We start from the raw sequence: 18,406 nt of genomic DNA on the forward strand, positions 1-18,406 counted from the left end.
CTGTTAGAAATTGCACGAAGCAACTATAGCAGGCGAGCTACATGTAATAAAATTACAAAACGTTGATTTATGGGTTCCATTCTTAACCCAGATGTTTCCTAAGTTTTTTTAAAATTAATTTTTAAGAGTAATGTTCATGTATAAAACATTGAGCACTAGCCTACTAGTAACTTGTCTTGGCTTAAGTGGATGTGCAACTTCTATTTTATCGACTGCCCTTCCGAATGAGACGATTGAGGTCCAAACAACTATTTTAAAGACAGATCAAATTATTGCACTGGGGCAAGCCATTAAAAACCAGCAAGAACAAGGCGTTGTATTTATAGGACAAGACTTTAATTATTTAATGACGGAAGGAAGTTCGGAATTTTTAAATATCATTAAAAATATTCCTGTAAATCAAAGAACTTTAATTATTCCATCTCCTCTGCTACTTGAAATGGATGACCCTACGCATTTTCATGGTGAACTCAAGTTTCAATACAATATTCCCGCTTCAAAACTTTCTGATCAACAGAAAGAAAATTTAAAAAATTTAGGGTTTAAAAATCATTTTATGGTTATGGAGAACCAAACACAGCTTTTATATCCCTACGCTATTATTCGTTTTAAAGGCCAAATTTATCAAACCAGTCCTACTTTAAAAGTTCAACAAACGATTCCAACTCCATATCCAATCGCCTTACAACAAAAAGATGAAATAACCAAGAAACATCCGTTTAAACGTGTAACGCGTATGGCGCTTTATCCTTTAGCGATGGCATTTGATATAGTGACGGTAGCTCCTTCTCTCATCTTGTCAGATTTACGAGGTGACTTTACTAAATAAGCACCCTTACTAATCTAAAAACAAAACCAGCCCTTAGACTGGTTTTGTTTAAGAAAATTTCTTTTGTTTGATATTTATAAATTTTCTCAATTTTTTTATTTTGAATAATCATTTGTTCTTAAACTTTTTAAATTCTATTTTCACGTTTGTATACCAATACTTTTATAGAAGTTTCGCTAAGCGTAAAAACACGTGTAACTTTTATGTAAGCTAAAACTTCATCATTTTTCATCCAAATGCGCTATATCAGATTTACAAAAAATAACATAAGATTTTCATATAAGGGACTAGCTTAAAAGTGTGAGTCAATTCAATCAAATTGAGGAACAAGGGGAGACTGTCATGAATATGAAAACAATCAAGCATGGGCTTAATCACTTGTTTGCCTTTGAAAACTTACCAGCCGATATGCATTCACAAGCTGAGGATGAAATTGAACAAGGCTTACGCTTTGAAGAGTTAGCCATACAAGATCATGAACGTATGCAGAATTGGTTAGATATTACCCCAAATGACCGCAATGCGATGTGGTGCTACCTCCGTGCAGCTTTAAGAGGTAATGCTGACGCTTCCTTTAAACTTGGTATTGGCTATTTAAATGGTCAATTTGGTTTAGATAAAAACTACACTGAAGCTGAAAAGTGGTTAAACAAAGCAGCAAGTCAGGGACATCCTGATGCTGAACGTTGCTTACAAGAAGCTTTTAGTAAACTTGCCTTCTAACAAAAAACCAGCCCTTAGGCTGGTTTTTAAATTTAGCAGTAATTAACCGCTAATTTTTTTGTATTTCTTGCGATGAGGCTGAGCGTCATCACCTAGCTTAGCACGGCGATAAGCTTCAAACTCGGTATAGTTACCTGTATAGAACTCTGGTTGTTCATCTTCAAATGACAAGATATGAGTCGCAATACGGTCAAGGAACCAACGGTCATGCGATACAACCATTACTGTACCCGGGAATACCAAAATTGCATCTTCAAGTGCACGTAAAGTTTCTACGTCCAAGTCGTTTGATGGTTCATCCAGTAAGATAACGTTTGCACCTTGCTGTAAAATTTTCGCAAGTTGTAAACGGTTACGCTCACCACCTGACAATTCACCTACGCGTTTTTGCTGATCTTGGCCTTTAAAGTTAAAACGACCAATATAAGCACGTGATGCAATTTCATAATCGCCCACTTTCAAGATGTCTAAACCGCCAGAAACTTCTTCCCAAACCGTTTTGTTATCATCTAAAGTGTCACGAATCTGACCAACATATGCAACTTTAACCGAATCACCAAGTGTTACAGTACCGGTGTCAGGTTTTTGCTCACCTGTCATCATACGGAATAAAGTCGTTTTACCGGCACCGTTAGGACCAACAATACCTACAATCGCTGCTGGTGGTACGGTAAATGACAAGTTTTCGTAAAGTAAACGATCACCAAATGACTTGCTGATATTTTCTACTTCAACAACCTTGTTACCTAAACGTGGACCAGGTGGAATATAGATTTCAGAGGTCTCATTACGCTGTTGGAATTCGCGTGAGTTAAGCTCTTCAAAACGCTCCATACGCGCTTTGTTTTTCTTTTGCTGACCTTTCGCATTTTGACGAACCCATTCAAGTTCTTTTTTCAATGCTTTAGCAAAAGATTCTTCTTGTTTCTGCTCTTGTTCTAAACGAGCATTTTTTTGCTCCAACCAAGAAGTATAGTTACCTTGATAAGGAATACCGTGTCCACGGTCAAGCTCCAAGATCCACTCGGCAACGTTATCTAAGAAATAACGGTCGTGCGTAATCGCCACGATTGTGCCAGGGAAATCTTTTAAGAAACGCTCTAACCAAGATACAGACTCGGCATCCAAATGGTTTGTTGGTTCGTCAAGAAGCAACATATCTGGTTTAGAGAGCAATAAACGGCAAAGTGCTACACGACGGCGTTCACCACCAGAAAGCTTAGTTACATCTGCATCCCAAGCTGGAAGGTTCAAGGCATCTGCCGCGATTTCAAGCTGGTTATTTAGGTTATGTGCATCCCAAGCATGGATAATTGATTCTAATTTTTCCTGCTCTTTCGCAAGCGCATCAAAATCAGCATCTGGGTCTGCATATTCTGCAAATACCTGATCAAGACGCTCTAAAGCATCTAAAGCTTCACGCACACCATCTTCAACGTTACCACGAACGTCTTTAGTCGGATCAAGTGGCGGTTCTTGCTCTAAATAGCCGATTTTAATTCCAGGTTGTGCACGAGCTTCACCAGAGAAATCTTTATCTACGCCAGCCATAATACGAAGCAAGGTAGACTTACCCGCACCGTTCAAACCGAGAACACCAATTTTGGCACCCGGGAAAAATGATAAAGAGATGTCTTTTAAGATTTCGCGCTTTGGCGGAACCATCTTAGACACTCGGTTCATCGTATAAATATATTGGGCCACGCAGGACTCCTCAATTGAAAAACCAATACATCGCAAGACGCGACAAAATAATCGCGCGTATTATACGATGAAAACACTAATGACTTGAAGTTATGATTTCCATCGTACGGATTTATCAAACAATTTTCTTTTTCAATAAGTTGCAAAATGTTTATGTATAAGATTTATACAACGTTTCAGCGTATATTTTTCTATCTATATTCCTAAAATTGGATAACAAACCAGAATTTCTGCAATTTTCTATATAAATTTTAAGCTAGACTCGCTCAATATTTAACTCACGAAGATGAAGTAATCATGACTTATAAAGATGAAACCTTAGCCATTCACGCAGGCTACACTCCAGAAGCAACCACTAAAGCTGTTGCAGTCCCTATCTATCAAACAACTTCGTATGCATTTGATAACACACAACACGGTGCCGACCTTTTCGATTTAAAAGTTCAAGGCAATATCTATACCCGTATTATGAATCCAACCACAGCCGTACTTGAGCAGCGCCTTGCTGCGTTAGAAGGCGGTATTGGGGCATTAGCTTTGGCATCGGGAATGGCAGCTATTACTTACGCAATTCAGACCATTACTGAAGCTGGAGATAATATTGCCTCAGTCTCAACTTTATATGGTGGAACGTACAACTTATTTGCTCATACCCTGCCAAAACAAGGCATTGAAGTTCGCTTTTTTGATTATCAAAAGCCTGAAAGCTTACGTAACTTAATTGATGATAAAACTAAACTTGTTTTTGTTGAGTCAATCGGCAATCCGCTTGGAAATATCATCGATCTAGAAGAAATTTCGAAAATCGCCCATGAATATGGCATACCTGTCGTTGTTGATAATACAGTCGCTACCCCTGCTTTATTAAAACCATTCCAATATGGCGCCGATATCGTCATACATTCTTTGACTAAATATATTGGTGGTCATGGCAATAGTATTGGTGGTGCGATTATCGATAGCGGTAAGTTTCCTTGGGGTAAATATCCGGAGCGTTTTAAAGTATTGAACACGCCAGACCCAAGCTATCATGGTGTGAACTATGTAGAGGCATTAGGTGAAGCTGCCTATATAGCAAGGGCTCGCGTTGTACCATTACGTAATACAGGCGCAGCTATTAGTCCGCTCAGTGTTTTCTTAATTTTACAGGGTCTAGAAACGCTTAATTTACGGATGGAACGCCATACTGAAAATGCACAAAGAATTGCAGAATATTTGCAAAATCATCCGAAAGTAAAATGGGTCAATTACGCAGGCTTAAAAGATCATCCACAACACCAACTTGCGCAAAAATATGTAAAAGGTAAACCTTCTGCAATTTTATCTTTTGGGGTTCAAGATGGCCGTGAAGGCGGTACTCGCTTCATTGATGCCCTCCAGCTATTTACCCGCCTTGTGAACATTGGTGATGCGAAAAGTCTGGCGTGTCACCCTGCAACCACAACTCACCGCCAACTCAACGAACAAGAACTAAAAGCTGCTGGTGTAAGTGAAGATATGGTACGTCTTTCAATTGGTATCGAGCATGTTGATGACCTCATTGCCGATTTAGAACAAGCACTTTCATCCGTATAAATTTTAAACCCATCTAACAAGCCTCTGGAATATAGAGGCTTTTTTATTTTTAAGTGATTTAACTATTAAGAATAATTAATGGATTAGGGTAATAATTTAGAGTTTTTACTCTAAATAAATTGTTAAATTTCATATATTTACACACTAGACAATTTTTAAACATCTATTAAGATAAGGCAATATTTAGGAGTTCATCAGGATGAACCAACGGTTGTAAAAATAAAAATTACATACCGGAATAAATAGCCCCTGCCCCTACTTAGGTAAAATGCTGTGAATAAAAAATTAGAAGCTCTGTTCCAGGAAAAGGTACAAGGTAAAGTCATCTTAGTGACAGGCGCCTCAAGTGGAATCGGTTTAACGATTTCCAATAAACTTGCTGATGCTGGTGCGCATGTTTTACTGGTTGCCCGTACTCAAGAAACATTAGAAGAAGTCAAAGCAGATATTGAAAGCCGTGGCGGTCAGGCATCAATTTTCCCATGTGATCTGAATGACATGGAAATGATTGATCAGGTTTCTAAAGAGATTTTAGCTTCTGTTGACCATATTGATATTTTAATTAATAACGCAGGTCGCTCTATTCGTCGTGCTGTTCATGAGTCTTATGATCGTTTCCATGACTTTGAACGTACTATGCAATTAAACTACTTTGGCGCTGTACGTTTAGTGCTCAATATTTTGCCTCACATGATTCAACGCAAAGATGGGCAAATTATCAATATTAGTTCGATTGGTGTATTAGCAAATGCAACCCGCTTCTCGGCTTATGTTGCTTCTAAAGCTGCGCTTGATGCATTTAGCCGTTGTCTATCGGCAGAAGTTCATGCACATAAAATTGCAATTACTTCAATTTACATGCCTTTAGTGCGTACACCAATGATTGCGCCAACCAAGATTTATAAATATGTACCGACTCTCTCACCTGAGCAAGCAGCCGATTTAATTGCTTATGCAATTGTGAAACGTCCAAAACGTATTGCAACTAACTTAGGCCGTTTGGCTTCTATGACCTATTCAGTGGCCCCTGGCATTAACAATATGTTTATGTCGATTGGTTTCCGTCTGTTTCCAAGTTCAGACGCCGCAAAAGGCAAAAAAGCTGAAAAACTTAACTGGGTGCAAAAAGCATATGCACGCATTTTCCCAGGTGAGCATTGGTAATTTAAAATATTCAGCGAACTTAAATAAAAAAGCGCCTCATGAAAGGCGCTTTTTTATTTGATTCTATTTACGCATCTAAAAACTCGACATGCCCTGTTTTAACATCGTAAATCGCGCCAACAATCGCTATTTCACCACGATCCAATAAGTCTTTAAGTACCGTACTGTTATTAATAATATATTGGATATTGTAGTGAACATTCATAGCTGTTACCTGATTTACGAAGGTCTTGTTTAATTCACGGGGTTGCATAATGTCATATACGCTTTCTACCGAATGCATGAGCGGACCAAGCACATATTGAATATGCGGCATCTCTTTGACATCAGAGATTTGCTTTTGCTGTAAGCGTAACTGACATGCACTAGTCACTGCACCACAGTCAGTATGGCCTAAAACTAAAATGACTTTTGAGCCTTTGGCCTGACAAGCAAACTCAAGCGAGCCTAATACCTTTTGACCTGCAATATTACCTGCAATCCTTAAACTAAATAGATCACCAATACCCACATCAAAAATCATTTCAGTTGGAGCACGTGAGTCCATACAGCCCAAAACGGCAGCAATTGGGTGCTGGCCTTCATCTGCAGTAACACGAATTTGGCGATAAATATCACGTTGCAAGCGCTCATTTTTTACGAAACGTTCATTTCCCTCTTTAAGTAAAGTAATGACTTGCTGTGGACTTAATTTACGTTGTAGATCTCTCGTACTAATGTAGATATCCAGTACTGCATCATCTACCTCTTCATAGTGCTGCTTAAATCCAATAAGCTTAAGGTCGACTTGGCGTTTAACTGCCGTCTCATTTTGATAGTCTTGAATGACTTGATAAATATCCGGATCAATCGAATCACATTGAGTGGCATCAATAATCAACTGTTGATCTTTATGAACATGTTCCAAGGCAGAAATGAGTGCGGAACGATTCAGAAAAGTCACTTGTGAAGGAAGCTCAATACGCGTCACGATTCCATGTAAATGCTTTTCTTTATAAACACGAACACCTTTATTGAAGTTGCCATATAAAATAAATGCACTACTGGTAAATAGCCCCACCAAGATTCCGGTTAATAAATCTGTCAGCAAGATTGCAACCAAGGTAATAATGAATGGTAAAAACTGTCTCCAACCTTTTTGGTAAAGCTGCTTGAATAACTTTGGATGAGTCAGTTTAAAACCAGTCACGATCAAAATTGCTGCAAGTGCAGACAAAGGAATCATGTTCATGAGTGGGACAAAAAATAGAATGGCAAGCAGTAACAACACACCGTGAATAATGGTTGAGCATTTACTACGTGCACCTGTATTGGCATTTACAGAACTACGGACAATCACTGAGGTCACTGGCATTCCGCCAATTAAACCCGACACAATATTACCTGCTCCTTGCGCCCATAACTCACGATTAGGTGGAGATGAACGCTTTTGAGGATCAAGCTTATCGGCCGCTTCTAAATTTAGTAATGTTTCTAAAGATGCCACGATCGCAAGTGTAATGGCTCCGGTATAAATTAATGGTTCAGCCAAATAGCTAAAGTCAGGAAAAACCAATACCTCTTCTGGTGCTTGTAATATATTTGGTAGTTGAATCAAATTATTACTTTGCACAGCCCATGAAGAACCGATACTTATTAAAACAAAGTTAAAAACTGCTGCGAGTACCACGGCAATTAAGGCAGAAGGCAACGCTAACTTTTTAAGTGGGCTACTGTCCCAAGCTAAAATTAAAAATAAGCTCAGCAGTCCAATCAACGCTGCCCCAACATCAAATTTTTGGATAAACGTATCCGGTGTAGCAGTCCAAACTTCTTTCCATGAAAAATCAGTCAACCCAAATAAATAAGGTAACTGTGTCACAATCAGAATGGCACCAATGGCTGCCAATAATCCTAAAATGACATTGTTTGGAATAAAGTTGGCAAAGAAACCCAACTTAAATACACCAAACAGAATTTGTAAAATTCCTGCAAATACAATACACAATAAAAAGGCGGCATAATTGCCGCCTAATTGATCGAGTTGTACAAGGATGACTGCAGTCAACCCTGCTGCTGGACCAGAAACGCTGATGTGAGAGCCACTCAGCAGGCCAACAATAATTCCACCCACTATTCCAGCAATAATGCCAGAAATAATTGGAGCACCTGAGGCTAAGGCAATACCCAAACATAAGGGTAAGGCCACGAGAAATACGACCACTCCCGAAAGGAGGTCGTTTACGTGAAATCTATTTTTCAGTTCTAAAGCCGGCATAAAAACAACCATTTATAATATAAAAAAACAATCAATTTTTAATGTAACTGCCTGAAAGTGAGGAACTTACTTCAAGGCTTTATCGATATTGTCTGACAACTGAATCGGGTTAAAGTTGAGTTATGCTATAACGTTGTATAGTTGATTGTAGATTTCACGACGTTTTTGTTGATCTTAAGATTCACCTCATCTTTATGAGCGTGATGTTTTAATAAAACATGGCACTAGCCATTTAGAAGACGATTTAAAAACAATAAAAAAAGCCTCCCGTTTAGGAGGCTTTTTTAGGTTCTCTAAAGGCTCTTATTTAGAACCCTTAATTCCTGCTTGCAATAATAATGCACCAAAACCACCAATTTTTTGCTCTTGTGGTTTTTCTTGCTTACTACGCTGCGAACGTTCAACTTGATCTTTACGCGGTTGTGGACGTTTACCTTGTGGTTTACGCTCAGACCGCTGTTCGTTATTTTGCTCACGACGCGGTGGACGCTGTGCTTTCACAGGTGCCGCACCTTCTGCACGCATACTCAAGTTCACACGGTTACGTTCAACATCAACCTGCATAACACGCACTTGTACGATTTGACCAGGTTTTACCACTTTATGCGGGTCAGAAACGAACTCATTGGCTAATTCAGAGATATGAACCAAACCATCTTGATGCACACCAATATCAACAAAGGCACCAAAATTCGTCACATTCGTCACCACACCTTCAAGCTGCATACCTTCAGTCAACTGAGCAACTTCAGTAATATCTTCACGGAATTTAGCTGTGCGGAATTCTGGACGAGGGTCACGGCCCGGTTTTTCAAGTTCTGCTAAAACGTCTTGAATGGTTGGCAAACCGAATTTGTCATCAACAAACTCTTCTGCTTTAACCTGACGAATAATTTCGGTATTACCAATAATGTCTTTTACCGTTGTCGCTTTTGCTGCAACAATTTTCTCAACAAGACCATAACTTTCAGGGTGAACAGCAGATGCATCTAATGGCTCTGAACCATTTTGGATACGTAAGAAACCAGCTGCCTGTTCAAAAGTACGTTCGCCAAGACGCGGTACATTTTTAAGTGCCTGACGTGTGTCAAAACGGCCATGCTCTTTACGGTATTCAACAATTTGCTGTGCAATTGCTTTATTTAAACCTGCAATATAAGCCAAGATTGCTGGTGAAGCAGTATTTACATCTACCCCAACAGCGTTCACACAGTCTTCTACAACTGCATCAAGTGTTTTTGCTAAACCAGTTTGATTCACATCGTGTTGATATTGACCTACGCCAATCGACTTCGGATCAATTTTAACAAGCTCAGCCAGTGGGTCTTGTAAACGGCGCGCAATAGAAACTGCCCCACGGATTGAAACATCAAGCTCTGGCAGTTCCGCCGCAGCAAGTTCACTTGCAGAGTAAACAGAGGCGCCTGCTTCACTTACGGTTACGCGAGTTAATTTAAGATCTGTATTTGCAGCCATCATTTCAGCTACAACAGCTTCTGTTTCACGGCTTGCAGTACCATTGCCAATAGCAATAAGCTCGACATTGTATTCACGACATAGACGTGCAAGTTCAGCAATTGAGCCTTCTTTATCTTCTTTAGGCGCAAATGGATAAATCGTGCTATGTGCAAGTACATCACCAGCTTCGCTTACCACAGCTAGTTTCACACCAGTACGAATACCAGGGTCAACACCCAAAGTCGTACGGCTACCAGCTGGTGCTGATAACAATAAGTGACGAAGATTTTCAGCAAACACCTGCATTGCTTCTGCTTCAGCAGCAAGACGTTTTTCTGTAAGTAATGAATGCTCGATTTGAGGACGAACTTTACCTAACCAGAATAATTTTGCAGTTTGTTTTAAGAAATCTTGACGTGTTTGTGGCTGAATCTGATCAAGGTTGTATTCAGTTTCAATACGAGCCAATGGTGCATCATCTTCGCCATCAACTTTTAAACCAAGTACGTTTTCTTGGCGGCCACGTAACATCGCCAATAAACGATGTGATGGTAATTTGTTTAGGCCTTCAGAGAATTCAAAGTAATCGCGGAACTTTTTGCCCACTTCTTTCTTCTCTTCAGATGCAACAGTACTTTTTAATACTGCTGTTTTTGCAAAAGTTGCTTTTAATTCTGTAGTAAGAGGAATGTTTTGTGCCCAGTCATCAATCAGAATATGCTGGATTGCGTCTAATTGACTTTCAACGTCCGGATAGTCTTCATGACTAAAACCAGCCAATGCTTCTGTCGGATCAATTTGTTCTGAAATAATTTTTTCGGCAATTGGTCCAAGGCCCGCTTCTTTCGCCTTGAAAGATTTGCTCGTACGTTTAGGACGGTACGGCGCATAAATTTCTTCTAAAGCATTTTTTGTTTCGGCTGCATTCACCCGCGCCAACAAGTCATCATTCAATTTATTCTGTTCTTGCAATGACTGAATGACCTTTTCACGGCGCTCATATAAATCACGTAAATACGCTAAACGAGTATCTAATTGGCGTAACTGCGTATCATCTAAACCTTGTGTTACTTCTTTACGGTAACGGGCAATGAATGGAACACTGGCACCTTCATCAATTAAGCGGATGGCAGCTTCTACTTGGTTTGGACGTACGGCAAGCTCACTTGCCAACTGCTGAACTAAGTCAGTCATCGTGTTTGATCCCACAAGGATAAAGTTTAAAAGCACTGATTATAAAGACCAAGACCATAAAATCCACACTTGTTTGCGTATTCAAAACGTTTTTTTGTATTGACTATGAATTTTTCACATTCTTATGGCCGTAAAAAAGTTTTTTCTGTGACTCATTTGGGCCTTTAAGCTAGCCTTTTACCTTTTAAAAAATATGAAATTTATAGATACTTCTTTAATTAAAGAAAATTTTTAATATAAATTATGAGAAAAAGAACATATTGATACATTGCCAGAACGATCAAAATATAGTTTTTCTTATCTTTCTAAATAAATTATTAAGTCCTCATACTTAAACTGTGAATCTATAAATTAAAAGTTAGAACTTAAAAACCGAAACTCATTTTTAAAATAATTTATTTGAAACAAATATTTATTAGAATTTAATCGATGAGAAAGAGGTAAATAGCCAAATATTTGAGTTTTTCTTTAAGGCTTTGCTAAATTATGGGCATAAGATGTTGTTTTTTGGTTTCAAGCCCCTACGAAAATTGTAATTTTGAGCAAATTGATACATAGTCTTAACAAGAACATCGGCATTATACTGAGGGCTTGTTGGCAATAAGCCTAACCGATCCAATAATATATAAATTATGACTTTAAAAGGGAGTACATCATGAGTTTAGTTGTACCTGCTGAACATCCTGAAACCGTACATAACGAAACGGATCGTGTCGAGCGCATTTTAGTGGTCGATGACGATGTGCGTTTACGTACCCTCTTGCAACGTTTTTTGGAAGATAAAGGCTTTGTTGTAAAAACTGCCCATGATGCCTCACAAATGGATCGTTTATTACAACGTGAGTTATTTTCACTTATCGTGCTCGACTTTATGTTGCCCGTTGAAGATGGTTTAAGTATTTGTCGTCGTTTACGTCAGTCAAATATTGATACTCCAATTATCATGTTAACTGCACGTGGTAGTGACTCTGACCGTATTGCTGGTCTTGAAGCCGGAGCAGATGACTATTTACCAAAACCATTTAACCCAAATGAACTTTTAGCGCGTATTCGCGCAGTATTGCGTCGTCAGGTACGTGAAGTTCCGGGTGCGCCAAGCCAACAAGTTGAAGTGGTTAGCTTCGGTCCATGGTCTCTAGATTTATCTACACGTACACTGACTCGTGAGGGTCAAATCGTTACATTGACTACAGGTGAATTTGCCGTATTAAAAGCTTTGGTACAGCATCCACGTGAACCTTTAACACGCGACAAGCTCATGAACTTGGCTCGTGGCCGTGAATGGGGTGCAATGGAACGTTCTATTGATGTTCAAGTGTCTCGTTTACGCCGCTTAATTGAAGATAACCCGGCACGTGCACGTTACATTCAAACTGTATGGGGCGTAGGCTATGTGTTTGTTCCGGATGGTGCTGAATAAGCTTGAGATAAAATAGAGTGAGTTTAGAGCCAATACCACCGCAAACCTTTACCGACTACGTTGCGTACTCAGAGCGTAAACGGACCCGATGGGAACGTTTTCTCGACAAGATTAAGCCACGTTCTGCGGCCATGCGTACCACAATTTTGGTACTGCTGGTGGTACTCTTTAGCTTATTTATGTCATTGTGGTTTTTTTGGCGAACCCTCTATTTACCTGAAATTCAGCAACATGCGCGCTATCTAGCAGTTGAACTAGAACTGGTAAATAACCCTAATATTCGTATTTTTCATCGCGATAGCGAAGTTGACGTCGACACATGGTTACGCAATCGGGTTGGCATTGAATATGTCACGAACCCCAAAGAATATCCAAGTGTCCGCGATAAAATTATTGCCGAGTTTTTTACCAACCAAGTTGAGCAAAAACTGGCAAATGAAATTGGCGCAAAAGACGTTACTGTCTATTTCCAATTTAAACCTAGCCCACGTATCTGGATTCAAACGCCAGAAATGCATGGTAACTGGGTTCGTGAACCTTTAAAAACCTATGCCAACTATAGCCCCGAGCTACTGGTAGGCTGGGTTGTGGGTGTCCCATTAGTTTCGGCCATCATTATTTTAATTTTGGTTCGACAAATGAACCGACCATTACGTCGTTTGCAAAATGCTGCCAACGAATACAGTAAGTCTGGAACTGCACCTTATTTAGATACTAACCATGGCCCTTTAGAAATTCGCCAAGTAAACCAAGCATTTAACCGTATGGTATATACGCTTGAACAAACTGAGCGTGAAAGACGAATCATGCTAGCGGGAATTTCACATGATTTAAGGACTCCCCTCACACGTATTCGTTTAACTGCAGAGATGCTACCTGATGAATTTCTACGTGAAGGTCTAGTTTATGACGTAGATGATATGGATGCGATTCTAAATCAGTTCATCTCATATATGCGCGATGGTTCAGATGAGGAATTAAAAGACACTAATATTAATATTCTTTTACAAGAATTGGTCGTTCAGTTTAAACCCCTTGATATTCGCTTTAACATGCAGGATGTTCCCATTATTCCTGCACGCAGCCTCTCTTTAAAACGACTTATTGCCAACCTCATTAATAACGCCAAGCGTTATGGTGCTGAACCGATCGAACTCAGTGCAAAGGTTGAAAATGAACATATTTTAATTACGGTTGCTGACCATGGTGAAGGCATTCCAGAAGATCAAATTGAAGAATTAATGCAGCCTTTTGTAAGAGGCAACTCGGCTAGAACGATTCAGGGAAGCGGTTTGGGTCTTGCCATTGTTAAACGTATTGTCGATATTCACCAAGGTGAAATCCAGATTCACAATCGTGAACAAGGCGGTTTAGAAGTAATTATTTCTTTACCAATTCCAAAACCCGCCCCTGAAGAAAATACAACGCACAATCCTTTAGAAAAAATCAAACAAACTTTAAGTGAGCGCTTTTAATTTGAGCAATTGAACATTTAAAGCGCTATTTTAAACCTCAAAAAAGACAATAATAATCAATATATTAAAAATCATAAAAATAAGTTATACCCGCATTTATTTAAAAAATTAGACCTTAGCCTAACACCTATGCACTTTTCATTTTTTCATAGCTAAAATCCGTTATGTTTTGACAATATTGAGGATGTCCAATGTCTTTAAGTCGTATTCGCCTAGCTTCTCTTCATGACAAGGTCATCAGTGCTGAACAAGCTGCGCAATTCATCGAAAATGGAATGACCGTTGGTATGAGTGGTTTTACTCGTGCTGGCGAAGCTAAAGCTGTTCCACAAGCACTTGTAGAGCTTGCAAAAAAGAATCCGTTAAAAATCACGTTAATTACGGGTGCTAGCTTAGGTAATGACTTAGACAAACAACTCACGGAAGCAGGTGTTTTATCTCGTCGCATGCCATTCCAAGTGGATAACACTTTACGCCGCGCAATTAATAACGGCGAAGTCATGTTTATTGACCAACACTTGTCAGAAACTGTTGAGCAAATGCGTAACCAGCAACTTAAACGTCCAGATGTTGCGGTCATTGAAGCAATTGCGATTACTGAAGATGGTGGCATTATTCCAACAACTTCTGTTGGTAACTCTGCAAGTTTTGCGATTTTTGCCGAAAAAGTAATTGTTGAAATCAACACTTCTTTAAGCGAAAGCTTTGAAGGTTTGCACGATATCTATATTCCAACTTACCGTCCAACACGTACGCCAATTCCATTAACAAAAGTGGATGAACGTATTGGTACAACAGCTATCCAAATCGATCCTTCGAAAATTGTTGGTATTGTCTTTAACGATACACATGACTCTCCATCGACAGTAACTCCACCGGATGATGAGACTCAAGGCATTGCCAATCACCTTATCGCATTCTTTGAAAAAGAAGTGGCTGAAGGTCGTTTACCGAAGAACCTTGGTCCACTCCAAGCAGGGATCGGTTCAATTGCAAACGCTGTACTAACAGGTTTAAAAGATTCTAATTTTGAAGACCTCATCATGTACTCAGAAGTACTACAAGACTGTACTTTTGAACTAATTGATGCAGGCAAAATGAAATTTGCTTCTGGTAGTTCAATTACGCTTTCAGCAAAATGTGGTGAAAAAGTTTTTGGCAATATCGAAGCTTACAAAGACAAATTAGTGCTTCGTCCACAAGAAATTTCTAATCACCCTGAGCTTGTACGTCGTTTAGGTATTATCGGTATTAATACTGCGCTTGAGTTTGATATTTACGGTAACGTGAACTCAACTCACGTGTGTGGTACTAAAATGATGAACGGTATTGGTGGTTCAGGTGATTTTGCTCGTAATGCACACTTGGCAATCTTTGTAACCAAATCAATCGCTAAAGGCGGCGATATTTCTTCTATCGTGCCAATGGTGAGCCACGTTGACCACAGTGAACACGACGTTGATATTTTAGTGACAGAGCAAGGTTTAGCAGACTTACGTGGTTTAGCACCTCGTGAACGCGCTCGCGCTATTATCGACAACTGCGTACACCCGCTTTACCGTGATGCATTAAATGACTACTTTGATCGTGCATGTGCTAAAGGCGGACATACACCTCACTTACTTCGTGAAGCATTGTCTTGGCATGCAAACTTCGAAGAAACAGGCCAAATGCTTCAACCAACACCAGTTGCAAAATCAGCTTAAGTCATACTTTTAATTCAAGCACTCCTACGGGGGTGCTTTTTTATTTGTGTAAATTATTCACAAACTACTGCTCAAGTTCGAATTTTTATTTTATCTTTTCAATACATCAAAACAAAAAGTAGAAATCCATATGTTCATTATTCGCCAATTTACAAATGCAGATCTGGATGATGTAGTCAATCTATGGGAAAGCTGTGGCCTAACTCGCCCCTGGAATAACCCTGAAACGGATATTTTCAGGAAAGTTTCGCAGCAGGATGATTTATTCCTCGTTGCTATTAAGGATGAGCAACTAATTGGTACGCTTATGGGCGGCTACGACGGCCATAGAGGCTGGATTAATTATCTGGCTGTTCATCCCCACCAACAACGCTTAGGAATAGCCACAGCGCTTGTTCAACAGCTTGAGAAGCGGCTTATGGCGCGTGGCTGTCCCAAATTACAATTATTAGTACGTAAAGATAATCTGAATGTGTTGAATTTTTACGAGCAGCTCGGCTATGACGAAGTAGAAGCGGTATGTTTAGGAAAACGTCTTATTAGTGACAACTCTCATGACTAAAGGCGCCTCTTCAAATGAAGAACCTTTAGGAAATAAAGCTAGACCTTGGGATAACTCACTTTACTTGTGGATAAAATGAGAGTTATACACAGGTGAAGTCATTCTAATCACGAATCAAATAAATAGGCATGAAAAAAGCCCCATACTTTAAGTATGGGGCTTTTTCGAATATGGTGGCGAGACCCAGGATCGAACTGGGGACACACGGATTTTCAATCCGTTGCTCTACCAACTGAGCTATCACGCCGATGGCCTGTATTAAGCCGTATCTCAGAACAATAGTCAACAATTATCCTGAGTTTTTGATTTAAATGAGTATTTTTTATACTCAAAAAAAAATCCCTGATGGGATCAGGGATTGAAAACACAAATAATGGTGGCGAGACCCAGGATCGAACTGGGGACACACGGATTTTCAATCCGTTGCTCTACCAACTGAGCTATCACGCCGAAGTGGGCGTATTAAACAATGTTTACAGGAGGACGTCAAGCAACTTCCGCATTTTTTGTAACAAGTGTTTAATTTTAAATCACAAGTGCCGTAAAAATAGGATTTTAGCTATGCAATTTACCAATATGAGCTAAGCAGCGATGAATTGCACCACAACCTGGCTCAAAAATTTTAACGCCTTTTGCTTCTTCTATACGACAAGCTTCTTCAACTAGACGCTCTGCTACTCCGCGTCCACGATTTGCAGGGTGTACAACTATATATTCAAGCACCTTGCTTTCACCTTGTCCTGAACACCAGATTGCACCTATAATTTTGGTGTTAAATTCGGCAGTGTATAGCGTGGTATACTGTTGTAAATCTTGTTCAAGTTGTTCAATCGCATCGTGCCCGTCACCAAACTCCGGACTTGTGTCATACAGTCGCTCAAGCTGATCGCGGATCTCTGAATTATCTAGAGAACTATAAGCATGTACGGTAATAGGCATTGATTAACCCTCCTGAGCAAACTATGATGCTGTCACGAATTCGTCACAGCGAAATTGTCGTTAACATCCAATCATTTTTGACGTTTTTTGAGGAACGTGTCCATGACGCAACGTATCAGTGAAGTGGTTAGAAATACCAATGAAACCAAAATTCGAGTTCGTTTAAATCTCGATGGTACTGGTCAAGGCACACTAAACACCGGAGTTCCATTTTTAGACCATATGATTGATCAAATCAAGCGACATGGCTTATTTGATATCGATATTCATTGTGATGGAGACTTAGAGATTGATGATCACCATACCGTAGAAGACTGCGGTATCACGCTTGGACAAGCTTTTGCTCAAGCTTTAGGTGATAAAAAAGGTTTACGTCGTTATGGGCATTTTTACGCGCCATTAGACGAAGCTTTATCTCGTGTGGTTGTAGATTTGTCTGGTCGTCCGGGTTTATTTATGGATATTCCATTTACTCGCGCGCGCATCGGTACCTTTGACGTAGATTTATTTTCCGAGTTTTTCCAAGGTTTCGTAAACCATGCGCTTATGACCTTACACATCGATAACTTGAAAGGTAAAAATAGCCACCATCAAATCGAGAGTGTATTTAAAGCACTAGCTCGTGCTTTACGTATGGCATGTGAAATTGATCCACGTGCTGAAAACACGATTGCATCGACAAAAGGTAGCCTCTAATGACACGTATCGCATTGCTTGATTATGGTATGGGTAATCTGCACTCAGCCGCTAAAGCACTTGAATATGTAGGTGCAACCGTCGATGTGACAAATGATCCAAAATTAATTGCACAAGCCGATAAAATTGTTTTCCCGGGTGTTGGGGCAATGCGTGACTGTATGCAAGGCATGCGTGAAGCAGGGATTGATGAAGTTGTACGTAAAGCAGCTTTTAATAAGCCTGTTCTTGCAATTTGCGTAGGAATGCAGGCACTACTACAAAGCTCAGAAGAAAACGGCGGTGTAGATGCCTTAGGTATTTTTGACGGCGTAGTAAAACACTTTCCTCAAATGGAAGGTTTAAAAGTCCCACACATGGGCTGGAATCAGGTTCACCAAATGGACCCAAGCCATCCAATGTGGAACAACATTGAACAAGATGCTCGCTTTTACTTTGTACACAGCTACTATGTTGAACCTAAAGATGAAAATCTTGTGGCTGCTACATGTGAGTATGGCGTGAACTTCTGCACAGCAATTCACAAAGATAATTTATTCGCGACTCAATTCCACCCAGAGAAAAGTCACACTGCTGGTTTGCAGTTACTGAAAAACTTTGTGGAATGGAATATTTAATTCGATTCAAAAACTAAAACAGATCAGGTCAAGATAGCCTGATCTGTTTTTTTATTTATAATAATAACCAATCATTTATAGAATGAT

The 18,406-nt window shown here is 39.6% G+C and carries 15 protein-coding genes and 2 tRNA genes; 11 read left to right on the forward strand and 6 right to left on the reverse strand.

The features are described from left to right. Positions 1-136: 136 nt before the first annotated feature. Together EGS71_RS11260 and EGS71_RS11265 are read left to right on the forward strand one after the other, a co-directional pair. Entirely contained in the window at positions 137-829 is a 693-nt protein-coding gene (locus EGS71_RS11260; protein WP_000278576.1) for a hypothetical protein, read from the forward strand. 342 nt (positions 830-1,171) lie between these two features. Continuing rightward, a complete protein-coding gene (locus EGS71_RS11265) occupies positions 1,172-1,552 on the forward strand; it encodes a tetratricopeptide repeat protein (protein ID WP_001056509.1) in 381 nt (126 codons plus the stop codon). Between the two features lie 42 nt (positions 1,553-1,594). On the opposite strand, the gene ettA is transcribed toward EGS71_RS11265, so the two are convergent. Further along, complete coding sequence (ettA, locus tag EGS71_RS11270; protein ID WP_000090021.1) at positions 1,595-3,256, reverse strand: energy-dependent translational throttle protein EttA; 1,662 nt, start codon at positions 3,254-3,256, stop codon at positions 1,595-1,597. A gap of 297 nt (positions 3,257-3,553) precedes the next feature. On the opposite strand from ettA, the gene EGS71_RS11275 reads away from it, so the two are divergent. Both EGS71_RS11275 and EGS71_RS11280 read left to right on the forward strand, forming a co-directional pair. Continuing rightward, positions 3,554-4,831, forward strand: coding sequence for an O-acetylhomoserine aminocarboxypropyltransferase/cysteine synthase family protein (locus tag EGS71_RS11275; protein WP_000221150.1), 1,278 nt, complete (start codon positions 3,554-3,556; stop codon positions 4,829-4,831). A 273-nt stretch (positions 4,832-5,104) separates the two neighbouring features. Next, complete coding sequence (locus EGS71_RS11280) at positions 5,105-5,995, forward strand: SDR family NAD(P)-dependent oxidoreductase (protein ID WP_001035486.1); 891 nt, start codon at positions 5,105-5,107, stop codon at positions 5,993-5,995. A 67-nt stretch (positions 5,996-6,062) separates the two neighbouring features. Here the strand turns inward: EGS71_RS11280 and EGS71_RS11285 are convergent, their stop codons facing one another. Continuing rightward, entirely contained in the window at positions 6,063-8,252 is a 2,190-nt protein-coding gene (locus EGS71_RS11285) for a bifunctional SulP family inorganic anion transporter/carbonic anhydrase (protein WP_001111074.1), read from the reverse strand. A 303-nt stretch (positions 8,253-8,555) separates the two neighbouring features. Then, positions 8,556-10,904, reverse strand: a complete 2,349-nt coding sequence (locus EGS71_RS11290; protein WP_000131190.1) for a Tex family protein — start codon at positions 10,902-10,904, stop codon at positions 8,556-8,558. A gap of 655 nt (positions 10,905-11,559) precedes the next feature. Between EGS71_RS11290 and ompR the strand changes: the two genes are divergently transcribed. The 5 genes from ompR to EGS71_RS11315 all read left to right on the forward strand — a co-directional run bounded on the left by ompR (position 11,560) and on the right by EGS71_RS11315 (position 16,067). Next, positions 11,560-12,324 (forward strand): two-component system response regulator OmpR, encoded by a 765-nt coding sequence (gene ompR, locus EGS71_RS11295; protein ID WP_000060753.1) that lies wholly within the window; start codon positions 11,560-11,562, stop codon positions 12,322-12,324. A 17-nt stretch (positions 12,325-12,341) separates the two neighbouring features. Beyond that, positions 12,342-13,799, forward strand: a complete 1,458-nt coding sequence (locus tag EGS71_RS11300; RefSeq protein WP_000051217.1) for an ATP-binding protein — start codon at positions 12,342-12,344, stop codon at positions 13,797-13,799. A 27-nt stretch (positions 13,800-13,826) separates the two neighbouring features. Next, on the forward strand, positions 13,827-13,955 hold the full coding sequence (locus EGS71_RS11305) for a hypothetical protein (protein WP_085916955.1): 129 nt from the start codon (positions 13,827-13,829) through the stop codon (positions 13,953-13,955). Positions 13,956-13,990: 35 nt separating this feature from the next. Then, entirely contained in the window at positions 13,991-15,505 is a 1,515-nt protein-coding gene (locus EGS71_RS11310) for an acetyl-CoA hydrolase/transferase family protein (protein ID WP_000059344.1), read from the forward strand. A gap of 130 nt (positions 15,506-15,635) precedes the next feature. After that, positions 15,636-16,067: a GNAT family acetyltransferase gene (locus EGS71_RS11315; protein WP_000469968.1), complete on the forward strand. Its 432-nt coding sequence runs from the start codon at positions 15,636-15,638 to the stop codon at positions 16,065-16,067. A 171-nt stretch (positions 16,068-16,238) separates the two neighbouring features. Here EGS71_RS11315 and EGS71_RS11320 read toward each other — a convergent pair. The 3 genes from EGS71_RS11320 to EGS71_RS11330 form a co-directional block, all read right to left on the reverse strand. Beyond that, a tRNA-Phe gene (locus EGS71_RS11320) sits at positions 16,239-16,314 on the reverse strand. A 127-nt stretch (positions 16,315-16,441) separates the two neighbouring features. Beyond that, a tRNA-Phe gene (locus tag EGS71_RS11325) sits at positions 16,442-16,517 on the reverse strand. Between the two features lie 105 nt (positions 16,518-16,622). Continuing rightward, complete coding sequence (locus EGS71_RS11330) at positions 16,623-17,006, reverse strand: GNAT family N-acetyltransferase (protein ID WP_001123235.1); 384 nt, start codon at positions 17,004-17,006, stop codon at positions 16,623-16,625. 102 nt (positions 17,007-17,108) lie between these two features. On the opposite strand from EGS71_RS11330, the gene hisB reads away from it, so the two are divergent. Together hisB and hisH are read left to right on the forward strand one after the other, a co-directional pair. Beyond that, the gene (gene hisB / locus EGS71_RS11335; RefSeq protein ID WP_000194096.1) at positions 17,109-17,702 is read left to right on the forward strand and encodes an imidazoleglycerol-phosphate dehydratase HisB; all 594 of its coding nucleotides are present in this window, start codon (positions 17,109-17,111) and stop codon (positions 17,700-17,702) included. Then, positions 17,702-18,319, forward strand: a complete 618-nt coding sequence (hisH, locus tag EGS71_RS11340; protein WP_000196732.1) for an imidazole glycerol phosphate synthase subunit HisH — start codon at positions 17,702-17,704, stop codon at positions 18,317-18,319. Before hisB ends, hisH begins: the two co-directional genes overlap by 1 nt. Positions 18,320-18,406: the final 87 nt, after the last annotated feature.

Origin of the sequence: Acinetobacter sp. FDAARGOS_559 (assembly GCF_003940475.1) — a bacterium.
GTDB lineage: Bacteria > Pseudomonadota > Gammaproteobacteria > Pseudomonadales > Moraxellaceae > Acinetobacter > Acinetobacter baumannii.

Bases quoted from the DNA above. Each gene is read 5' to 3' on its own strand.
- EGS71_RS11260 (WP_000278576.1), top strand. From the start codon at position 137: ATGTATAAAACATTGAGCACTAGCCTACTAGTAACTTGTCTTGGCTTA.
- EGS71_RS11265 (WP_001056509.1), top strand. From the start codon at position 1,172: ATGAATATGAAAACAATCAAGCATGGGCTTAATCACTTGTTTGCCTTT.
- EGS71_RS11275 (WP_000221150.1), top strand. From the start codon at position 3,554: ATGACTTATAAAGATGAAACCTTAGCCATTCACGCAGGCTACACTCCA.
- EGS71_RS11285 (WP_001111074.1), bottom strand. From the start codon at position 8,252: ATGCCGGCTTTAGAACTGAAAAATAGATTTCACGTAAACGACCTCCTT.
- EGS71_RS11290 (WP_000131190.1), bottom strand. From the start codon at position 10,904: ATGACTGACTTAGTTCAGCAGTTGGCAAGTGAGCTTGCCGTACGTCCA.
- ompR (WP_000060753.1), top strand. From the start codon at position 11,560: ATGAGTTTAGTTGTACCTGCTGAACATCCTGAAACCGTACATAACGAA.
- EGS71_RS11310 (WP_000059344.1), top strand. From the start codon at position 13,991: ATGTCTTTAAGTCGTATTCGCCTAGCTTCTCTTCATGACAAGGTCATC.
- EGS71_RS11315 (WP_000469968.1), top strand. From the start codon at position 15,636: ATGTTCATTATTCGCCAATTTACAAATGCAGATCTGGATGATGTAGTC.
- EGS71_RS11330 (WP_001123235.1), bottom strand. From the start codon at position 17,006: ATGCCTATTACCGTACATGCTTATAGTTCTCTAGATAATTCAGAGATC.
- hisB (WP_000194096.1), top strand. From the start codon at position 17,109: ATGACGCAACGTATCAGTGAAGTGGTTAGAAATACCAATGAAACCAAA.
- hisH (WP_000196732.1), top strand. From the start codon at position 17,702: ATGACACGTATCGCATTGCTTGATTATGGTATGGGTAATCTGCACTCA.